The sequence below is a fragment of the Streptomyces sp. JB150 genome (genome assembly GCF_011193355.1).
In the GTDB taxonomy this organism is placed as follows: Bacteria; Actinomycetota; Actinomycetes; order Streptomycetales; family Streptomycetaceae; genus Streptomyces.
Genome location: NZ_CP049780.1, coordinates 4,533,795 through 4,548,732, shown reverse-complemented (window position 1 = coordinate 4,548,732; position 14,938 = coordinate 4,533,795). Strand labels below are relative to the sequence as shown.

At 72.8% G+C, this 14,938-nt stretch carries 12 protein-coding genes; 5 read left to right on the top strand and 7 right to left on the bottom strand.

Translation table 11 applies throughout. The annotated features are described in order from the left end of the window. Positions 1-2: 2 nt before the first annotated feature. Both G7Z13_RS21310 and G7Z13_RS21305 read left to right on the top strand, forming a co-directional pair. Positions 3-791 (top strand): SDR family oxidoreductase, encoded by a 789-nt coding sequence (locus G7Z13_RS21310; protein ID WP_166001646.1) that lies wholly within the window; start codon positions 3-5, stop codon positions 789-791. Positions 792-847: 56 nt separating this feature from the next. Further along, complete coding sequence (locus tag G7Z13_RS21305; RefSeq protein WP_166001644.1) at positions 848-1,558, top strand: ester cyclase; 711 nt, start codon at positions 848-850, stop codon at positions 1,556-1,558. Between the two features lie 73 nt (positions 1,559-1,631). Here the strand turns inward: G7Z13_RS21305 and groL are convergent, their stop codons facing one another. The 4 genes from groL to G7Z13_RS21285 form a co-directional block, all read right to left on the bottom strand. After that, entirely contained in the window at positions 1,632-3,260 is a 1,629-nt protein-coding gene (gene groL, locus G7Z13_RS21300; RefSeq protein ID WP_166001643.1) for a chaperonin GroEL, read from the bottom strand. Positions 3,261-3,377: 117 nt separating this feature from the next. After that, on the bottom strand, positions 3,378-3,686 hold the full coding sequence (gene groES, locus G7Z13_RS21295) for a co-chaperone GroES (RefSeq protein ID WP_071364926.1): 309 nt from the start codon (positions 3,684-3,686) through the stop codon (positions 3,378-3,380). Between the two features lie 296 nt (positions 3,687-3,982). Then, on the bottom strand, positions 3,983-4,693 hold the full coding sequence (locus G7Z13_RS21290) for a polysaccharide deacetylase family protein (protein ID WP_240926516.1): 711 nt from the start codon (positions 4,691-4,693) through the stop codon (positions 3,983-3,985). Between the two features lie 758 nt (positions 4,694-5,451). After that, positions 5,452-6,369 (bottom strand): polysaccharide deacetylase family protein, encoded by a 918-nt coding sequence (locus tag G7Z13_RS21285; protein ID WP_166001641.1) that lies wholly within the window; start codon positions 6,367-6,369, stop codon positions 5,452-5,454. Positions 6,370-6,471: 102 nt separating this feature from the next. Here G7Z13_RS21285 and G7Z13_RS21280 point away from each other — a divergent pair, with 102 nt between their 5' ends. After that, entirely contained in the window at positions 6,472-7,677 is a 1,206-nt protein-coding gene (locus tag G7Z13_RS21280) for a methyltransferase domain-containing protein (protein WP_166005166.1), read from the top strand. Here G7Z13_RS21280 and G7Z13_RS21275 read toward each other — a convergent pair. Then, positions 7,666-8,658 (bottom strand): LCP family protein, encoded by a 993-nt coding sequence (locus G7Z13_RS21275; protein ID WP_240926515.1) that lies wholly within the window; start codon positions 8,656-8,658, stop codon positions 7,666-7,668. The two genes, G7Z13_RS21280 and G7Z13_RS21275, sit on opposite strands and share 12 nt — an antisense overlap. Before the next feature lie 217 nt (positions 8,659-8,875). Continuing rightward, on the bottom strand, positions 8,876-10,240 hold the full coding sequence (locus G7Z13_RS21270) for an endo-1,4-beta-xylanase (RefSeq protein WP_166001637.1): 1,365 nt from the start codon (positions 10,238-10,240) through the stop codon (positions 8,876-8,878). 237 nt (positions 10,241-10,477) lie between these two features. On the opposite strand from G7Z13_RS21270, the gene G7Z13_RS21265 reads away from it, so the two are divergent. Together G7Z13_RS21265 and G7Z13_RS21260 are read left to right on the top strand one after the other, a co-directional pair. After that, positions 10,478-11,968 (top strand): alpha/beta fold hydrolase, encoded by a 1,491-nt coding sequence (locus tag G7Z13_RS21265; RefSeq protein ID WP_166001635.1) that lies wholly within the window; start codon positions 10,478-10,480, stop codon positions 11,966-11,968. Between the two features lie 252 nt (positions 11,969-12,220). Then, positions 12,221-13,447: a glycosyltransferase gene (locus tag G7Z13_RS21260; protein ID WP_166001633.1), complete on the top strand. Its 1,227-nt coding sequence runs from the start codon at positions 12,221-12,223 to the stop codon at positions 13,445-13,447. 440 nt (positions 13,448-13,887) lie between these two features. On the opposite strand, the gene G7Z13_RS21255 is transcribed toward G7Z13_RS21260, so the two are convergent. Then, entirely contained in the window at positions 13,888-14,937 is a 1,050-nt protein-coding gene (locus tag G7Z13_RS21255) for a LacI family DNA-binding transcriptional regulator (protein WP_166001631.1), read from the bottom strand. Position 14,938 lies beyond the last annotated feature (1 nt).

The window sequence follows — 14,938 nt, the reverse complement described above, 5'->3', positions numbered from 1 at the left end:
CCATGACAACGGCTCTGATTACGGGATCGACCGCGGGAATCGGTGCCGCCTTCGCGCGGCGGCTGGCGGCTGACGGACACGACCTCGTGCTGGTGGCGCGGGACACCCAGCGTCTTCGGGAACAGGCGACCGAACTGCACGACCGGCACGGCATCGAGGCCGAGGTGTTGACGGCCGACCTGGCGGAGGACGACGGCATCGAGGCGGTCGCCGCCCGGCTCGCCGACCGCAGGAACCCGGTCGACCTGCTGGTCAACAACGCGGGCTTCGGCCACAAGGGCCGCTATCTCGACGTGCCGATGGCCGACGAGCTGAGGATGCTCAAGGTGCACTGCGAGGCCGTGCTGCGGCTGACCTCCGCGGCGGCCGGGGCGATGCGCGAGCGCGGGCGGGGCGGCATCGTCAACGTCGCCTCCGTCGCGGCCTTCGTCCCGCGCGGGACGTACGGCGCCTCCAAGGCGTGGGTCGTGCAGTTCACCCAGGGCGCGGCGAAGGACCTCGCGGGCAGCGGCGTCCGGCTGATGGCACTGTGTCCCGGCTTCGTGCGGACGGAGTTCCACCAGCGGGCCGGGATGGGCACGGACAACATCCCGAACTGGATGTGGCTCGACGCGGACAAGCTGGTCGCGGCGGCGCTGGCGGATCTGGCCCGCGGCCGGACGCTGTCGGTCCCGGACCCGCGCTACAAGGTGCTGATGGGCGCGACGAAGCTGGTGCCGCGCGGTGTGCTCGGCGGGATCAGCTCGCGGGCGGGCCGCAAGTACGGCCCGCAGCACCGGGTGCAGCGGTAGCCCGAAGGGGGACAATGGTGCTGATCCACCCGGACCCGGAGGGCCGGAGGCACACCATGACCTTCGTACAGCTGATCGACTGCAAGACCAGCCGGTTCGACGAGATGAACCGGCTGATGGACAGGTGGGTCCAGCAGACCAAGGGAAAACGGACGGCGACGCACAGCGTGATCGGCAAGGACCGGTCCGACGCGTCGCACTTCATCGAGATCGTGGAGTTCCCGTCGTACGAGGAGGCGATGCGGAATTCCGAGCTTCCGGAGACGGACCGGATCTTCCGGGAGATGGTCGCGCTCTGCGACGAGATGCCCACGTTCACCGATCTGGACGTGGTGCGCGACGAGCAGCTGTTCACCACCACGGTGCGGCGCTTCTTCGAGCTGATGGCCACCCCAGGGAGCGAGCCCCCGCCGCTGGACGAGGTCATGTCGGAGCACTACCACGACCATGACCCGGCGAGGGTGGACGAGGCGATCGGCATGGATCACGTCCGGCGGGACATGCGGGTCTGGCGGGACGGCTTCGACTTCGAGTTCAGCATCGAGGACCTGATCGCCGAGGGCGACCGGGTGTGCGCGCGGTGGTTCTGGAAGGGGCGCCACAAGGGCGAGTTCCTCGGCATCCCGGCCACCGGGAGGGAAGTGTCGATGAGCGGGACGACCGTCTTCCGGTGCGGCGGGGACGGCAAGCTCGCCGAGGGCTGGTGGGAGTACGACCGGCTGGGGCTGATGGAGCAGCTGGGCGCGCTGGACGCGATGGAGCGCTAGCGCCGAGGACCCGCGAGGGGAAACGGGAAGGCCCGGCACCGTGGGGTGCCGGGCCTTCCTGCGAGGCGGTGCGTCAGTGCGCGTGGCCGTGACCGTGGCCGTGGCCCGCGGCGGCCTCCTCCTCTTCCTTCTTCTCGACGACCAGGGTCTCGGTCGTGAGCAGCAGGGAGGCGATGGAGGCGGCGTTCTCCAGGGCGGAGCGGGTGACCTTGACCGGGTCGATGACGCCGGCCTTGATCAGGTCGCCGTACTCGCCGGTGGCGGCGTTGAAGCCCTGGCCCTTGTCGAGCTCGGCGACCTTGGAGGTGATGACGTAGCCCTCGAGGCCGGCGTTCTCGGCGATCCAGCGCAGCGGCTCGACGACCGCGCGGCGCACGACCGCGACACCGGTGGCCTCGTCGCCGGTCTTGCCGAGGTTGTCCTCGAGGACCTTGGAGGCGTGGACCAGGGCGGAGCCACCACCGGAGACGATGCCCTCCTCGACCGCGGCGCGGGTCGCGGAGATGGCGTCCTCCAGGCGGTGCTTCTTCTCCTTCAGCTCCACCTCGGTGGCGGCGCCGACCTTGATCACGCACACGCCGCCGGCCAGCTTCGCGAGGCGCTCCTGGAGCTTCTCGCGGTCCCAGTCGGAGTCGGTGTTCTCGATCTCGGCCTTGATCTGCGCGACGCGGCCCTGCACGTCCTCGGCCTTGCCGGCGCCGTCGACGATCGTGGTGTCGTCCTTGGTGACGGTGACGCGGCGGGCGGAACCGAGCACGTCCAGGCCGACCTGGTCGAGCTTGAGGCCGACCTCCTCGGAGATGACCGTGGCGCCGGTGAGGACCGCCATGTCCTGGAGCATGGCCTTGCGGCGGTCGCCGAAGCCGGGGGCCTTCACCGCGGTGGCGTTGAAGGTGCCGCGGATCTTGTTGACGACGAGGGTGGACAGGGCCTCGCCCTCCACGTCCTCGGCGATGATCAGCAGCGGCTTGGAGGCGTTCGACTGGATGATCTTCTCCAGCAGCGGCAGGAGGTCCGCGATGGCGGAGATCTTGCCCTGGTGGATGAGGATGTACGGGTCCTCCAGGACGGCCTCCATGCGCTCCTGGTCCGTCACGAAGTACGGCGACAGGTAGCCCTTGTCGAAGGCCATGCCCTCGGTGAAGTCCAGCTCCAGACCGAAGGTGTTCGACTCCTCGACGGTGATGACACCGTCCTTGCCGACCTTGTCCATCGCCTCGGCGATCAGCTCGCCGACCTGCTGGTCCTGGGCGGACAGCGCGGCCACGGCGGCGATGTCGGACTTCTCGTCGATCGGACGGGCGGTGGCGAGCAGGTCGTCGGAGACGGCCTTGACCGCGGCGTCGATGCCCTTCTTCAGGGCGGCCGGGGAGGCACCGGCGGCGACGTTCTTCAGACCCTCGCGGACCAGGGCCTGGGCCAGCACGGTGGCGGTGGTGGTGCCGTCACCCGCGATGTCGTTGGTCTTGGTCGCCACCTCCTTCACCAGCTGGGCGCCGAGGTTCTCGTACGGGTCCTCGATCTCGACCTCGCGGGCGATCGTGACACCGTCGTTGGTGATGGTGGGGGCACCGAACTTCTTGTCGATGACGACGTTGCGGCCCTTGGGGCCGATCGTCACCTTGACCGTGTCGGCAAGCTTGTTGACGCCGCGCTCGAGGGCGCGACGGGCGTCCTCGTCGAACTTCAGGATCTTCGCCATGACAGCGTGAGCCCTCTCGAAATCTGGGTGAAAGTGACTGCGCCCCGGGCGCCCGGCTTCTCAGGGTCGCGGGGGCCAGGGGCGCAGCTGCAAAGCTGGGTGCGTCGAGGTGACGGCTTACTTCTCGATGATCGCGAGGACGTCGCGAGCCGAGAGGACGAGGTACTCCTCGTTGTTGTACTTCACCTCGGTGCCGCCGTACTTGCTGTAGAGCACGACGTCGCCGACCTTGACGTCGAGCTCGACGCGCTTGCCGTCCTCGATGCGGCCCGGGCCCACGGCCAGGACGACGCCCTCCTGGGGCTTCTCCTTGGCGGTGTCCGGAATGACCAGGCCAGAGGCCGTGGTCTGCTCGGCGTCCAGCGGCTGGACCACGATGCGGTCCTCGAGCGGCTTGATGGCAACCTTGGAGCTGGCGGTCGTCACGATCCGACCTCCCCCTTCGGAGATCTCACGGGGTTAACTGTCTGAGGTGGCGACCAGGTCGATCCGTCGTCGCGGGTGCCGGACCTGCCCGTCGCGTGTTTGGCACTCTCCTGGGGGGAGTGCCAGAGCCGAGACTATGACCGCGATTAGCACTCGGTCAAGCGGAGTGCCAATTGCCGTGCGGCGCGTCCCCGGGTGCGCTCCTTCACGCGGACTGCAGTGCCCGGGTTTCGCGCGCCCTCGCTGGGGGCTGCCGCCCCCAGGACGCCCGCTTCGGCCTCCACGGGCTGGTGGGGCTACAGGTAGTCGTCCAGCTTTCCCACGGTCAGGCCCTGCTCCTGGACGCGGCGCAGCAGGCGTACCGTCCGCTCCTTCAAGGTGGGCGACAGCGTTTCCGTCGCCGGGACGGCGATGACGTCGCCGGGGCGCAGACCGCGCGTGCCGGTGGTGAACGACAGGTCGGTCGTCATGGTGGCGCGCCAGAGGACCACCGCGCGGATGCCGCAGTCCGCCGCCGCGCGGAGCGTGGTGGTGTCGTACGTGCCGTAGGGCGGGCGGAAGAGGTGGGGGCGCACGCCGAAGCGGCTGTGGAGCTTGCGCTGCTGGCCGCAGATCTCGGCGCGCTGGCCGGCGTACGGCAGTCCGCGCAGGGCGGCGTGGTCGAGGGTGTGGTTCTGCAGTCCGGCGCCGACCGCGCGCAGGCGGGCGAAGTGGCCGTAGCCGGGGCCGGCGACGCTGTCGGTGAGGAACATGGTGACCGGCAGGCGCAGTTCGCGGACCAGGTCGACGAAGCGGGGGTCCTTCTCGGCGCCGTCGTCGTAGGTGAGGAAGACGACCTTGTCGCGGGTGGGCACGCGGTCGACCACCGGGAGCGGGCCCCGCGCGGGCAGGGCGGGACGCGTGGACGGCTCCGGGGGCGGGGGCAGCGGTGCCTCCAGCCCCCAGCGGAGGTACGCGGGCGCGGACGCCCCCGTACGATCCGCAGGCGATCCGGGCGCCCCCCGCACCCCCTGCCCGGAGGCACAGCCGGCCACCAGCAGCACCCCGAGAACCAGGGGCAGCAGACGCCGGGGCGCACGGCGCCACCCGGCCGTGAGGCGCCAGGACGCAAGGCGCCTGGGGGGCGAGTGGCGGGACGCCGGATGCCGGTGCGCCGGAAAGCGGGACGCCAGGAGCCCGTGCGCCGAGAAGCGGGACGCCGGATGCCGGGGCGTCGGCCAGGGCGTCCGGAACCGGGGTGCCAGGTGCCACGGCCGCGGGAATCGGGGTGTCGAAGGGCTGGGTGCCGGAGCGCTGGGCGCCGCGGGCCGGGCAGCCGACGGGCAGGGCGCCGGAAGGCGGAAGGGCAAGCGCCCGCCGGTCAGGAGCCGGGGCCCCGGAAGCCCGGATACCCGGAGGCGGGGCCGGGCAGCCGGGAGGCGCGATCTCAGGGGCCGGACAGCAGCCGCGAGCCGGCCGGCCAGGTACCCGGATCCCGCAGGCCGCGGCTCCGGGCGCCGGGAGGGCAGGAACCGGGGCCGGACGACCCGGAGGCGGAATCCGGGCCGGACGGCCTCGAGCCGGCCGGCCACGAGCCAGGACCCCGCAAGCCGGGAGGCGAGAAGCCGGGGCCGGGCATCCGGGAGGCGGGGTTCCGAGGGCGGGGCGGACGAGTCTCGGCCGGTTGGGGGGCAGGTGTCCGCACGCGCCGCCCTCAGGCCTCGGAACGCCGGGAGGGCGGGATGCAGGGGGCCTAAGGCCGGGGGGTGGTCAGGGGGCCGGGGGGTCACAGGTAGTCCTCCAGACGGGCCACGGCGTAGCCCTCGGCGGTGACCTTGTCGAGGAAACGGCGGGCCATGTCGGTCATGGTGCCGTTCCAGTCGTCGCGGCCGCGGAAGTGGCTGAGGACGATGTCGCCGCGGTGGATGCCGCGGTCCCACTCGCGGTACTCCCAGCGGTCGACGAAGACCTCCTCGTTCCACAGCGGCACGTGCGTGATGCCGCAGGCCTTGGCGGCGAGCAGGGTGTCGCGGTTGTAGTTGCCGAAGGGCGGGCGAAAGAGGCGCGGGCGCTTTCCGTAGCGCTCCTCGATGACGTCCTGCATGCCGCAGATCTCGCGCTTCTGGCGGGCGTAGGACAGGCCGGGCAGGTAGGGGTGGCGCAGGGTGTGGTTGTTGAGGGGCACGCCGAGGTCCTGCATGCGCTCGAAGTAGCCGTAGTCCTCCTTGACCAGGTAGTCGCTGAGGAAGGCGGTGTACGGCACCTTCAGCTCGTCCATCATCCGCAGGAAGGCCCGGTCCTTCTCGGCGCCGTCGTCGATGGTCAGGAAGACGATCTTGTGGCGGGTGGGCACGGTGGTGAAGACCGGCGGGAGGTCCAGCTCCCGGTGGCCGTCGACCTCGAAGCCGTCGCGGGTGCGGATGCGCGGTTTCTTCGCCGGGGGCGCGGGGGCCGTGAGCGGGACGGCCTTCAGTCCCCAGCGTTCCGCGGCGGCCACGCGGGCGGCGTGCGAGCCGGGCGCGGGCGGCGCCTCGGCCGCGGGGTTCCGGTGGGTCGGCTGCTGTCCGGCGGCGGGTGCGGCCTTCGTGCCCTCGTCGCCCTGGGCGCAGCCCGCGGCGAGGGCCGCGGCGGCGAGCGCGGCGACGCCGACGCGGAGACGCACGGCATATGCCCCGCTTTTTTCATTTTGTACTACTAGTCGCATGGTGCCGGATCTTCCCAGCCGTCCCCCGCGCCACCCGGCCGACACCGCCGCCGGCGGCACACCATCCACCGACTGGCCGACAATGAGCCGGTGGACAACCCGGTGAACGACCTGAACGCGCTGCGCACCCCCGAGGGCGGCGCCCTCCTCGACGCCGTGCGCGGCACCGACCCCGCCCGGGAACTCGCCGTCGCCACCCGGCTGCGCCGCGAACACCCGGCCGAGCTGGTCTCGGCGGCGCTCGGGCAGGCGCGGCTGCGGCAGCGGGCGGTGGCGAAGTTCGGGGCCGAGGACGCCGGGCGGATGTTCTTCACGCCCAACGGGGTGGAGCAGTCCACGCGGGCGAGCGTCGCCGCGTACCGGGCCCGCAGGCTCAGGGACCTCGGCGTCACCTCCGTCGCCGACCTGTGCTGCGGGATCGGCGGGGACGCGATCGCGCTCGCGCGGGCCGGGATCCGGGTGCTGGCCGTCGACAGGGATCCGCTGACCGCGGCGGTGGCGCGGGCGAACGCCGAGGAACTGGGGCTCGCGGACCTGGTCGAGGTGCGGGAGGCGGACGTCACGGAGGTGGACACGGCCGGGTACGACGCGGTGTTCGTGGACCCCGCCCGGCGCGGCGGTCGCGGCCGCGTCTTCGACCCCGAGGCGTACTCGCCGCCGCTGTCCTGGGCCGTCGAGGCCGCGCTGCGGGCGCCGCACGCCGCCCTGAAGGTGGCGCCCGGCATCCCGCACGAGGCGGTGCCGGACACCGCCGAGGCCGAGTGGATCTCGGACGGCGGCGACGTGAAGGAGGCGGTGCTGTGGTTCGGCACCGCGCCGGGACGGGTGCGGGCCACGCTGCTGCCCGGCCCGCGCACGCTGACCGGGCGCGGCCTGCCCGACCCGGCGGTGCGTCCGGTCGGGCGGTACCTGTACGAACCGGACGGCGCGGTCATCCGGGCGCATCTGGTCGCCGAGGTGGCCGAGGAGGTCGGCGGCGGGCTGCTCGACGCGACCATCGCGTACGTCACCGCCGACGAGCCGCGGTCCACGCCGTACGCCACCGCCTACGAGATCACCGACCACCTGCCCTTCAACGTCAAGAAGCTGAAGGCGCTGCTGCGGGAGCGGGAGGTCGGCGTGCTGACCGTGAAGAAGCGGGGGTCGGCCGTCGAACCGGAGGAGCTGCGCCGCAAGGCACTGCCCAAGCCGCACGGGAGCGGCGCGGTCACCGTGTTCCTCACCCGGGTGGCGGGGGCGCCGGCGATGCTGCTCGGGCATCCCGTCCCGGCCCGCTGCGGCCCGGAGCCGCACCGCTCAGCGCAGTGACGCCCACAGCTCGGAGGCCTCCGGCTCGTCCGCGACCACCCGGTTGGGGTCGGCGGGGGCCGGGACGACGGGCATGGTCACCGTGGTGACCCGGTCCGCCGACAGCTCCCGCAGGCTGCTCCCCAGGTCGATCAGCTCGCCCAGCGAGTCGAGTCCGGTGTCGGTGGTGAGGCTGCCCGTGACCGCGTCGGCGACCTCGTAGAGCCGCGCCGGGTCGGATGTCAGACCCGCCCGGGAGATCCGTGCCAGTAGCGCCTTGACCAGGGTGTGCTGGAGTTCGATGCGGCCGAGGTCGCTGCCGTCGCCGATGCCGTGGCGGGTGCGGGCGAGGCCCAGGGCCTGCTCGCCGTCGAGGTGGTGGGTGCCGGCGGCCAGGCGCAGGTGGCTCTGCTCGTCGTCGATGTCCTCCTCGGTGGTGACCGTGACCCCGCCGAGGGCGTCGACGAGCCGGGCGAACCCCGCGAAGTCGATCTCGACGTAGTGGTCCATCCGGACGCCGGTCAGCGACTCGACGGTCTTCACGGCGCACACCGGACCGCCCACCGTGTAGGCGCTGTTGAACATCGCCCCGGACACCTCGGCCGACTCGCCGCCGTCCGCCAGGGGACAGGAGGGGCGGGTGACGAGGGTGTCGCGCGGGATGCTGACGACGGTCGCCGCGGTGCGCCCGGCGTCGAGGTGAACGACCATCGCGGTGTCCGAGCGGGCGCTGCCGCCCTCGCCGCCGCCGAGTGCGCCGTTCTCGGCGCCGTCGCGGGAGTCCGAGCCGAGGACGAGGATGTTCAGCGAGCCGGCCGGCAGCGGGGCGCCGGAGGCGGCGCCGGGCGACGGGGCGGTCAGCGCCCGCGGCGGACGGTCGTCGCCGAGGGCGCTGTTGATGTCGACGCCGGTGATGTTGTCGCTGAGCTGCCAGTAGACCCAGCCGGCCGCGCCGGCGCACAGGACCAGCAGGGCGGCGAGGGCGAGGCCGGCGGTCCTCAGCGCTCGTGGCCGCCGACCCTCCGGCCCGCCCGCGTCCTCCGGCCCGCCCGCGTCCTCCGGCCCGCCTTCGTCTCCCGGCCCGCCGTCGTCCCCCGGTCTGTCCTCGTCCCCGTGTTCGTCAAGTCCCGCCACAGGGAGGAACGTAAGTCCGAATTATGACGAGCAGGAACGCCAGGGGGTCTTTTCTTGGGAAAATCTCAGATTCCGTCGCTCTGGGTCATCCCAGGGTCACCACGGGCACCGGATTGCTCCCGCTCCAGGTGCCGTTGAACCCGAACGTCACGGAACCGCCCGCCGGGACGGTGCCGTTGTAGGACAGGTTGGAGCAGCTGACCGTGGTGCCGGACTGGGTGCAGTTCGCGTTCCAGGCCTGGGAGATCCGCTGGCCCGCCGCGAACGTCCAGTTCGCCTTCCAGGATGTCAGCGCGGTGCCCGTGCAGTCGATCCGCACCTGGCCGGTGAAGCCGTTGTTCCACTGGTTGACGATGGTGTACGTCGCCTTGCAGCCGTCGCCGGGGCCGGGGCCGGGCTGGCCGGTGCCGCCGAGCGACTCGGCGATGGCGTAGTACGCGGGCTTCGGCGCGAGGTTCTCGTCGTACGGGGTCGCCGCGCCGTAGCCGTCGAAGACGTCCGGGACCCAGGAGTCGGCGTCGTTGAAGCCCCAGACCGTGACGCCGGTGCAGCGGCTGACGGCGAGGCAGGCGTTCATGACGGCCTTGTACTCGGCGGCCTGCTGGGCGAGTTTCGCCTGGGTCGCCGGGAGCTGCATGCGGATGTCCAGCTCGGTGATGGCCACGTCGACGCCGAGGTCCGCGAAGCGCTGGATGTTCTGCTGGAGGGTGGAGGGGACCTGGCCGAGGATCAGGTGGGTCTGGAGGCCGACGCCGTCGATCGGGACGCCGCGCTCCTTGAGGGACTTGACCAGGTTGTACAGGGCGGTGCTCTTCGCGTTGACGCCCTCGACGTTGTAGTCGTTGATGTACAGCTCGGCGCTCGGGTCGGCGGCGCGGGCCCAGGTCAGGGCGTCGGCGATGTAGTCGGCGCCGAGGTTGGTGTACCAGAGGGACTGACGGTAGGTGCCGTCCTCGTTGAACGCCTCGTTGACCACGTCCCAGGCCGCGATCTTCCCCTTGTAGCGGGTCATCTCGGTGGTGATGTGGTTCTGCAGGATGGTGCGCAGCTCGGCCGGGGTGAAGGAGCCGCCTGCGAGCCAGCCCGGGTTCTGGCTGTGCCACACCAGGGTGTGGCCGCGCACCTGCTGGCCGTTGGCCTGGGCGAACTCGACGATCCGGTCGGCCTCGGCCCAGTTGTAGCTGCCGCGGCTGGGCTCCACCGCCTCCCACTTCATGGCGTTCTCGGGCGTGACGAAGTTGAATTCCCGGCTCGCGATCTCGCCGCGCGCGCCGGTGAGGTGGGAGCCGGCGATGGCGGTGCCGATGACCCTGCCCTTGGCGTCCGCGAGGTCGCGCAGCGGCACGTCGGCGGCGTGCGCGGCGGGCGCCGCGACCAGCAGCGCACCGACGGTCGCGACGGCGCCGGCCACCGCCGACGCCAGCCTGAAGCCGGTTCTCAGAGATCTCATGCGGGTGCCTCCGAAAGTTTCGGTCGTACAGCCGATTGACTGCGGAGGAGTTTTGGGGCGCGAGGGTCGGGCGTCAATACGGCGACTTTCGGCCAGGGGGTCTCCGGTCCCGTCCGAGGGCGCCGCGCCGGGATACGACCACAGGAGGACCCCCCTCCCTCCTGAGGTCGCACAGCGGCCCCTCACCTGGCCTGCTCGAGTGCGACTCCGGTCGCATGCGGTCGCGACCCGGGGCCGATGTGGCGTCCCGGGCGCCGCCCCGAGGATGGCCCGGTGACCGAGATCGTCGCGGGGCTGTACCTGTCCCCCTGGGAACTGATCGTCCTGCTGGGTGCCGTCGCGCTGGTGGCGGCGCGCTGGCTTCCCCCCGCCGCCCGCCCGCGCGTCACGATCGCGGCGGTGGCGGTGCTCGTGCCGTCCGCGGTGGCGCTGGGCGTGACGGGGGTCCGCTGGCAGCTGCTGCCGGTGGCGGCAGGCGCCGCCGTCGCGTTGCCGTTCGCCCTCTCACCCCTGCTGCGCGGCCGTACCGGCCGGCCGGCGCGGCGGGCCCGGTGGTGGGTGGCGCTGCCGGGGTCGCTGGCCTGCCTCGGGCTGATGGCCGCGGGTCCGGTGGCCGCCTGGGCCTTCCCCGTGCCCGCGTTCCCCGAGCCGACGGGCCGTTTCGCGGTCGGCACCCGGGTGATGCAGTGGACCGACCCGGAGCGCCCCGAGACCTTCACCGCCGATCCGCACGACCGGCGCACGGTGGTGGTCCAGCTCTGGTACCCCGCGCGGCAGAGTCCCGCGGACGCGCGGCGGGCCCAGTACCTCGGCCATACGGAGCACGAGGCGCGCACCGTCTCGGCCGCCCTCGTCCGCCAGGTCGGCCTGCCCGGCTTCCTGGTCGACGGCGTGCCGCGCGCCCGCAGCCACGCGGTGTTCGACGCCCCGGTGGCCGGCGGGGGCGAACGGTTCCCGGTCGTGCTGTTCTCCCCCGGCTCGGGCGGGGTGCGGACCCAGAACACCGCCTGGGCGGAGGAACTGGCCAGCCACGGCTACGTGGTCGCCGGCCTCGACCACCCGTACGACTCCGCGGCCGTCGTCCTCGCCGACGGCCGAACGCTGCGCACCAGGACCGAGTCCACCGGAGACCGGGACAAGGACGACGAGCTGGCGGCCCGGTGGACGGCGGTCCGGGCCGCCGACCTCCGCTTCGTCCTGACCCGACTGGACCGTCTGGACCGAGGCGAGGGCGCCGGCCCGCTGACCGGACGCCTGGACACCGGCCGGGCCGCCGTCACCGGCCACTCCATGGGGGGCGCCGCCGCTCTCCAGGCCGCGCGGCGGGACCGCCGGTTCGACGCCGTCATCGACCTGGACGGCTACCCCCACGGCCCGGCCACCCCCACCCTGCGCCAGCCGGCGCTCGCGCTCACCCAGGCGATCACCCCGGACACCGACCCGCGCTACCTGCCCCGCCTCACCCGGGCCCTCGAACGCAACACCGCGCCGAGCTACCGGCTCACCGTCCCCGGCGCCGCCCACCTGACCTTCATGGACGGCCCCCTGTACCTGCCGCCCCTGCCCTCGGTGACCGGCTCCCTGGGCCGCACCGACAGCCCACGCGTCGTCGCCGCGACCACACTCGCCTTCCTGAACACCACCCTGCGCCACCAGCCCGGCGACCTGCCCGGCACGCTGTCGGCCTACGGCCACCTCAGCGTCCACCACCCGAAGGACAGCGGCTGACCGACGGTGCCACACCGGCCGACAGCACGGCAGCCGCCCCGCGCCGGCACCCGCGCGCCCCGGCTCCTGCTGCCGCACGCCTGGCTTCGTTCACGAGTTTCGACAGCGGATGTACGCGGCTTTGCGTAACACGGCGACTTGGCGGTGTTCGATTCACGAGTACCGACCGCACACGCCCGGGGCTGGAGGCGCGCTGAGGATCCCCTTGGTCGGCGACGTGGCCGGGCGCCATCCGCCGAGGAGAATCGCTGCATGCGGATTCTGATCATCACTGCCGGTTCACGTGGGGATGTCGCGCCCTTCACGGGCCTGGGGCGGCGCTTGCTGGACGTCGGCCATCAGGTCGCCGTGGCCGCTCACGCGTCCTTCGCCGCACTCATCGAAGGATGTGGTCTCGACTACCGGCCCGTGCCGGGAGACCCGCAGGGGCTCATCCGGGACTGGTCCCAGGCGGCGTCGCGGGAGGAGGCCCAGGCGCTGACGAGGACGTACGCGGACGGGCTCGCCGACGGGGTGGCGGAAGCCGTGGCGGGCGGGGCCGACCTGCTGCTCACGGCCTCCGGTCCGGCGCCGCTCGGCCGGACGGCCGGCGAAGCGCTCGGCATCCCTGTCATCGGCACGTACCTCGTACCGGCTTTCGCCACCAGAGCATTTGCGCTGCCCAACGCACGCAGCACCGTCGGCGGCCCGGGGCCGGAGGGCAACCTCGCCGCAGGTCGGGACGTGGTGAGGCGCGCTGAAGGGGTCTTCGCGGGCGCCGTGACCCGGCTGCGCGCCCACCTCGGGCTGCCCGGCGCCGGCGTGTCATCGTCATCGTCATCGGGGGACATCCGGCCGGTCTTCCACGGCTTCAGCCCGCTGGTGGTGCCGCGCCCCGGGGACTGGCCGTCGCGGGCGGAAGTATCGGGCTACTGGTGGCCCGCGCGGCCGGACGGGTGGCAACCCCCGGCCCAACTGGTCGACTTCCTCGAAGCCGGTCCGCCGCCGGTGTTCATCGGGTTCGGCAGCATGGCTCCAGGGCAGGGGGAACGGCTCAGTGAGCTGGTGGCTGCGGCTGTACGGCGGGCGGGGGTGCGTGCGGTGGTGCAGGCGGGTTGGGCCGAACTAAGTGGCTGGGGCGACGACGTCCTGGCCATCGGCGACGTCCCGCACGACTGGCTGTTCCCTCGTACCGCCGCTGTCGTCCATCACGCCGGAGCCGGTACGACCGCAGCCGGACTGCGGGCCGGAGTGCCCGCTGTGGCCGTTCCCGTCATGGCCGACCAGCCGTTCTGGGCGTCTCGGTTGTACGACCTGGGGGTCGCCCCCCGGCCTGTGCCGTTCCAGGACCTGACCGCCGAAGCACTCAGGGACGCGATCACGGTCTGCCTGTCCGAGCCGGCCCACCGACGCCGCGCGACCGAACTCGCCCACCGCATCGCAGCAGAGGACGGCGCCGCCGCAGTGCTCACCCACATCGGCTCAGGGGGCGCCGGGTGAATCCAAGGAATGCTCCACCACCGTGCTGCGGTGCCAGGCCGTCCGAGGCACTCCGCCGTATCCGGTGCTGCCGAAACTTGCGAACGATTCGAACGCCACCGTCCCCCGGACGCCTCCCATAGTCGGGAACAAACGCTGCCCGAAGTCGTGAACAAAGCCGCACGCCTCTGCGCCGCTGCTCCAAGCCGCTCACGGCACGCGGGCCCGCCCCGCACGAGGGCCCACCTGGTCCACCAACCCCCGCACGGGCGTGTACGGCCCACCAGCCCTCGCACGGGCAGCACGCCACCGCCCCGGCACCCGCACCCGCCCCCGCACCCCGACGCGGCGTTCGTCGCGCCCCCCGCAGCACTGTGCGCGGTGTCAGCGCGAGCCTCGTCGCCACCGCGCTCGCCGCAGCCGCGCACCGCCGCACGGGCCACCCCACCGCGCCCCCGTTCTCACGCCAAGCGAGCGCTGCTGCTGCGGACCACCAGGCTCGTGGCCAGTTCGACGCGGGTCGCGGCCGGGGTGGCGTCCTCGCCTCGGGCCAGTTCGAGGACCAGGCGGGCGGCCGCCTCGGCCATCTCGGTCAGGGGCTGGCGGACGGTGGTGAGCGGGGGGCCGACCCAGCGGGCGACGGGCAGGTCGTCGAAGCCGACGACGCTCAGGTCCTCCGGCACCCTCAGCCCCAGCTCGCGCGCCGCCTCGTACAGGCCGAGCGCCTGGAGGTCGTTGCCGGCGAAGACGGCCGTCGGCCGGTCGGGCCGGCGCAGGAGTTCCAGGCCCAGGCGGTAGCCGGACTCGTGGTGGAAGTCTCCGGCCTTGATCAGCGACGGGTCGACGGGCAGGCCGGCGGTCTCCAGGGCCGCGCGGTAGCCGTCGATGCGGGCCCGGCTGCACATCATGCGGCTGGGCCCGCTGATCGCGCCGATGCGGCGGTGGCCCAGCTCCACCAGGTGCCGGGTGGCGGCCAGGCCGCCCTGCCAGTTGGTGGCGCCGATGGACGGCACGTCGGTGCCGGGGTCGCCGGCCGGGTCCATGACGACGAACGGGATGGACCGGCTGGTCAGCAGCGCCCGCTGTGACTCGTCCAGCTCGGAGAGCACGAGGATCACGCCGTGCGGGCGGCGGGCCGCGACCTGGTCGGCCCAGCTGCGGCCGGGGGTCAGCCGGCCGGCGCTCTCGGAGAGCACCACGCTCAGCCCGGCGTCCCGCGCCACGTTCTCCACGCCCCGGATGACCTCCAGCGCCCAGGCGCTCTCCAGCTCGTGGAAGACCAGGTCGATCAGCGGGGAGCGGGTGGCCTCGGCCCGGCGGCGCCGGTAGCCGTGGGTGCGCAGCAGTTCCTCCACGCGGTTGCGGGTCGCCGGCGCGACATCGGCCCGCCCGTTGAGGACCTTCGAAACAGTCGGCGCGGACACCCCCGCCTCGCGGGCGATCTCCGCGAGCGTCGCGGTCTGGGCCGACCGCCGTGCCGTCTGGGTTTGAGCGCGTTCCGGTGGAGTCATG

What these genes read in the sequence shown, in the direction of transcription:
- G7Z13_RS21260 (WP_166001633.1), top strand. Translation starts at nt 12,221, where the DNA reads ATGCGGATTCTGATCATCACTGCCGGTTCACGTGGGGATGTCGCGCCC.
- G7Z13_RS21285 (WP_166001641.1), bottom strand. Translation starts at nt 6,369, where the DNA reads ATGCGACTAGTAGTACAAAATGAAAAAAGCGGGGCATATGCCGTGCGT.
- G7Z13_RS21305 (WP_166001644.1), top strand. Translation starts at nt 848, where the DNA reads ATGACCTTCGTACAGCTGATCGACTGCAAGACCAGCCGGTTCGACGAG.
- groL (WP_166001643.1), bottom strand. Translation starts at nt 3,260, where the DNA reads ATGGCGAAGATCCTGAAGTTCGACGAGGACGCCCGTCGCGCCCTCGAG.
- G7Z13_RS21255 (WP_166001631.1), bottom strand. Translation starts at nt 14,937, where the DNA reads ATGACTCCACCGGAACGCGCTCAAACCCAGACGGCACGGCGGTCGGCC.
- G7Z13_RS21270 (WP_166001637.1), bottom strand. Translation starts at nt 10,240, where the DNA reads ATGAGATCTCTGAGAACCGGCTTCAGGCTGGCGTCGGCGGTGGCCGGC.
- G7Z13_RS21310 (WP_166001646.1), top strand. Translation starts at nt 3, where the DNA reads ATGACAACGGCTCTGATTACGGGATCGACCGCGGGAATCGGTGCCGCC.
- G7Z13_RS21265 (WP_166001635.1), top strand. Translation starts at nt 10,478, where the DNA reads ATGTGGCGTCCCGGGCGCCGCCCCGAGGATGGCCCGGTGACCGAGATC.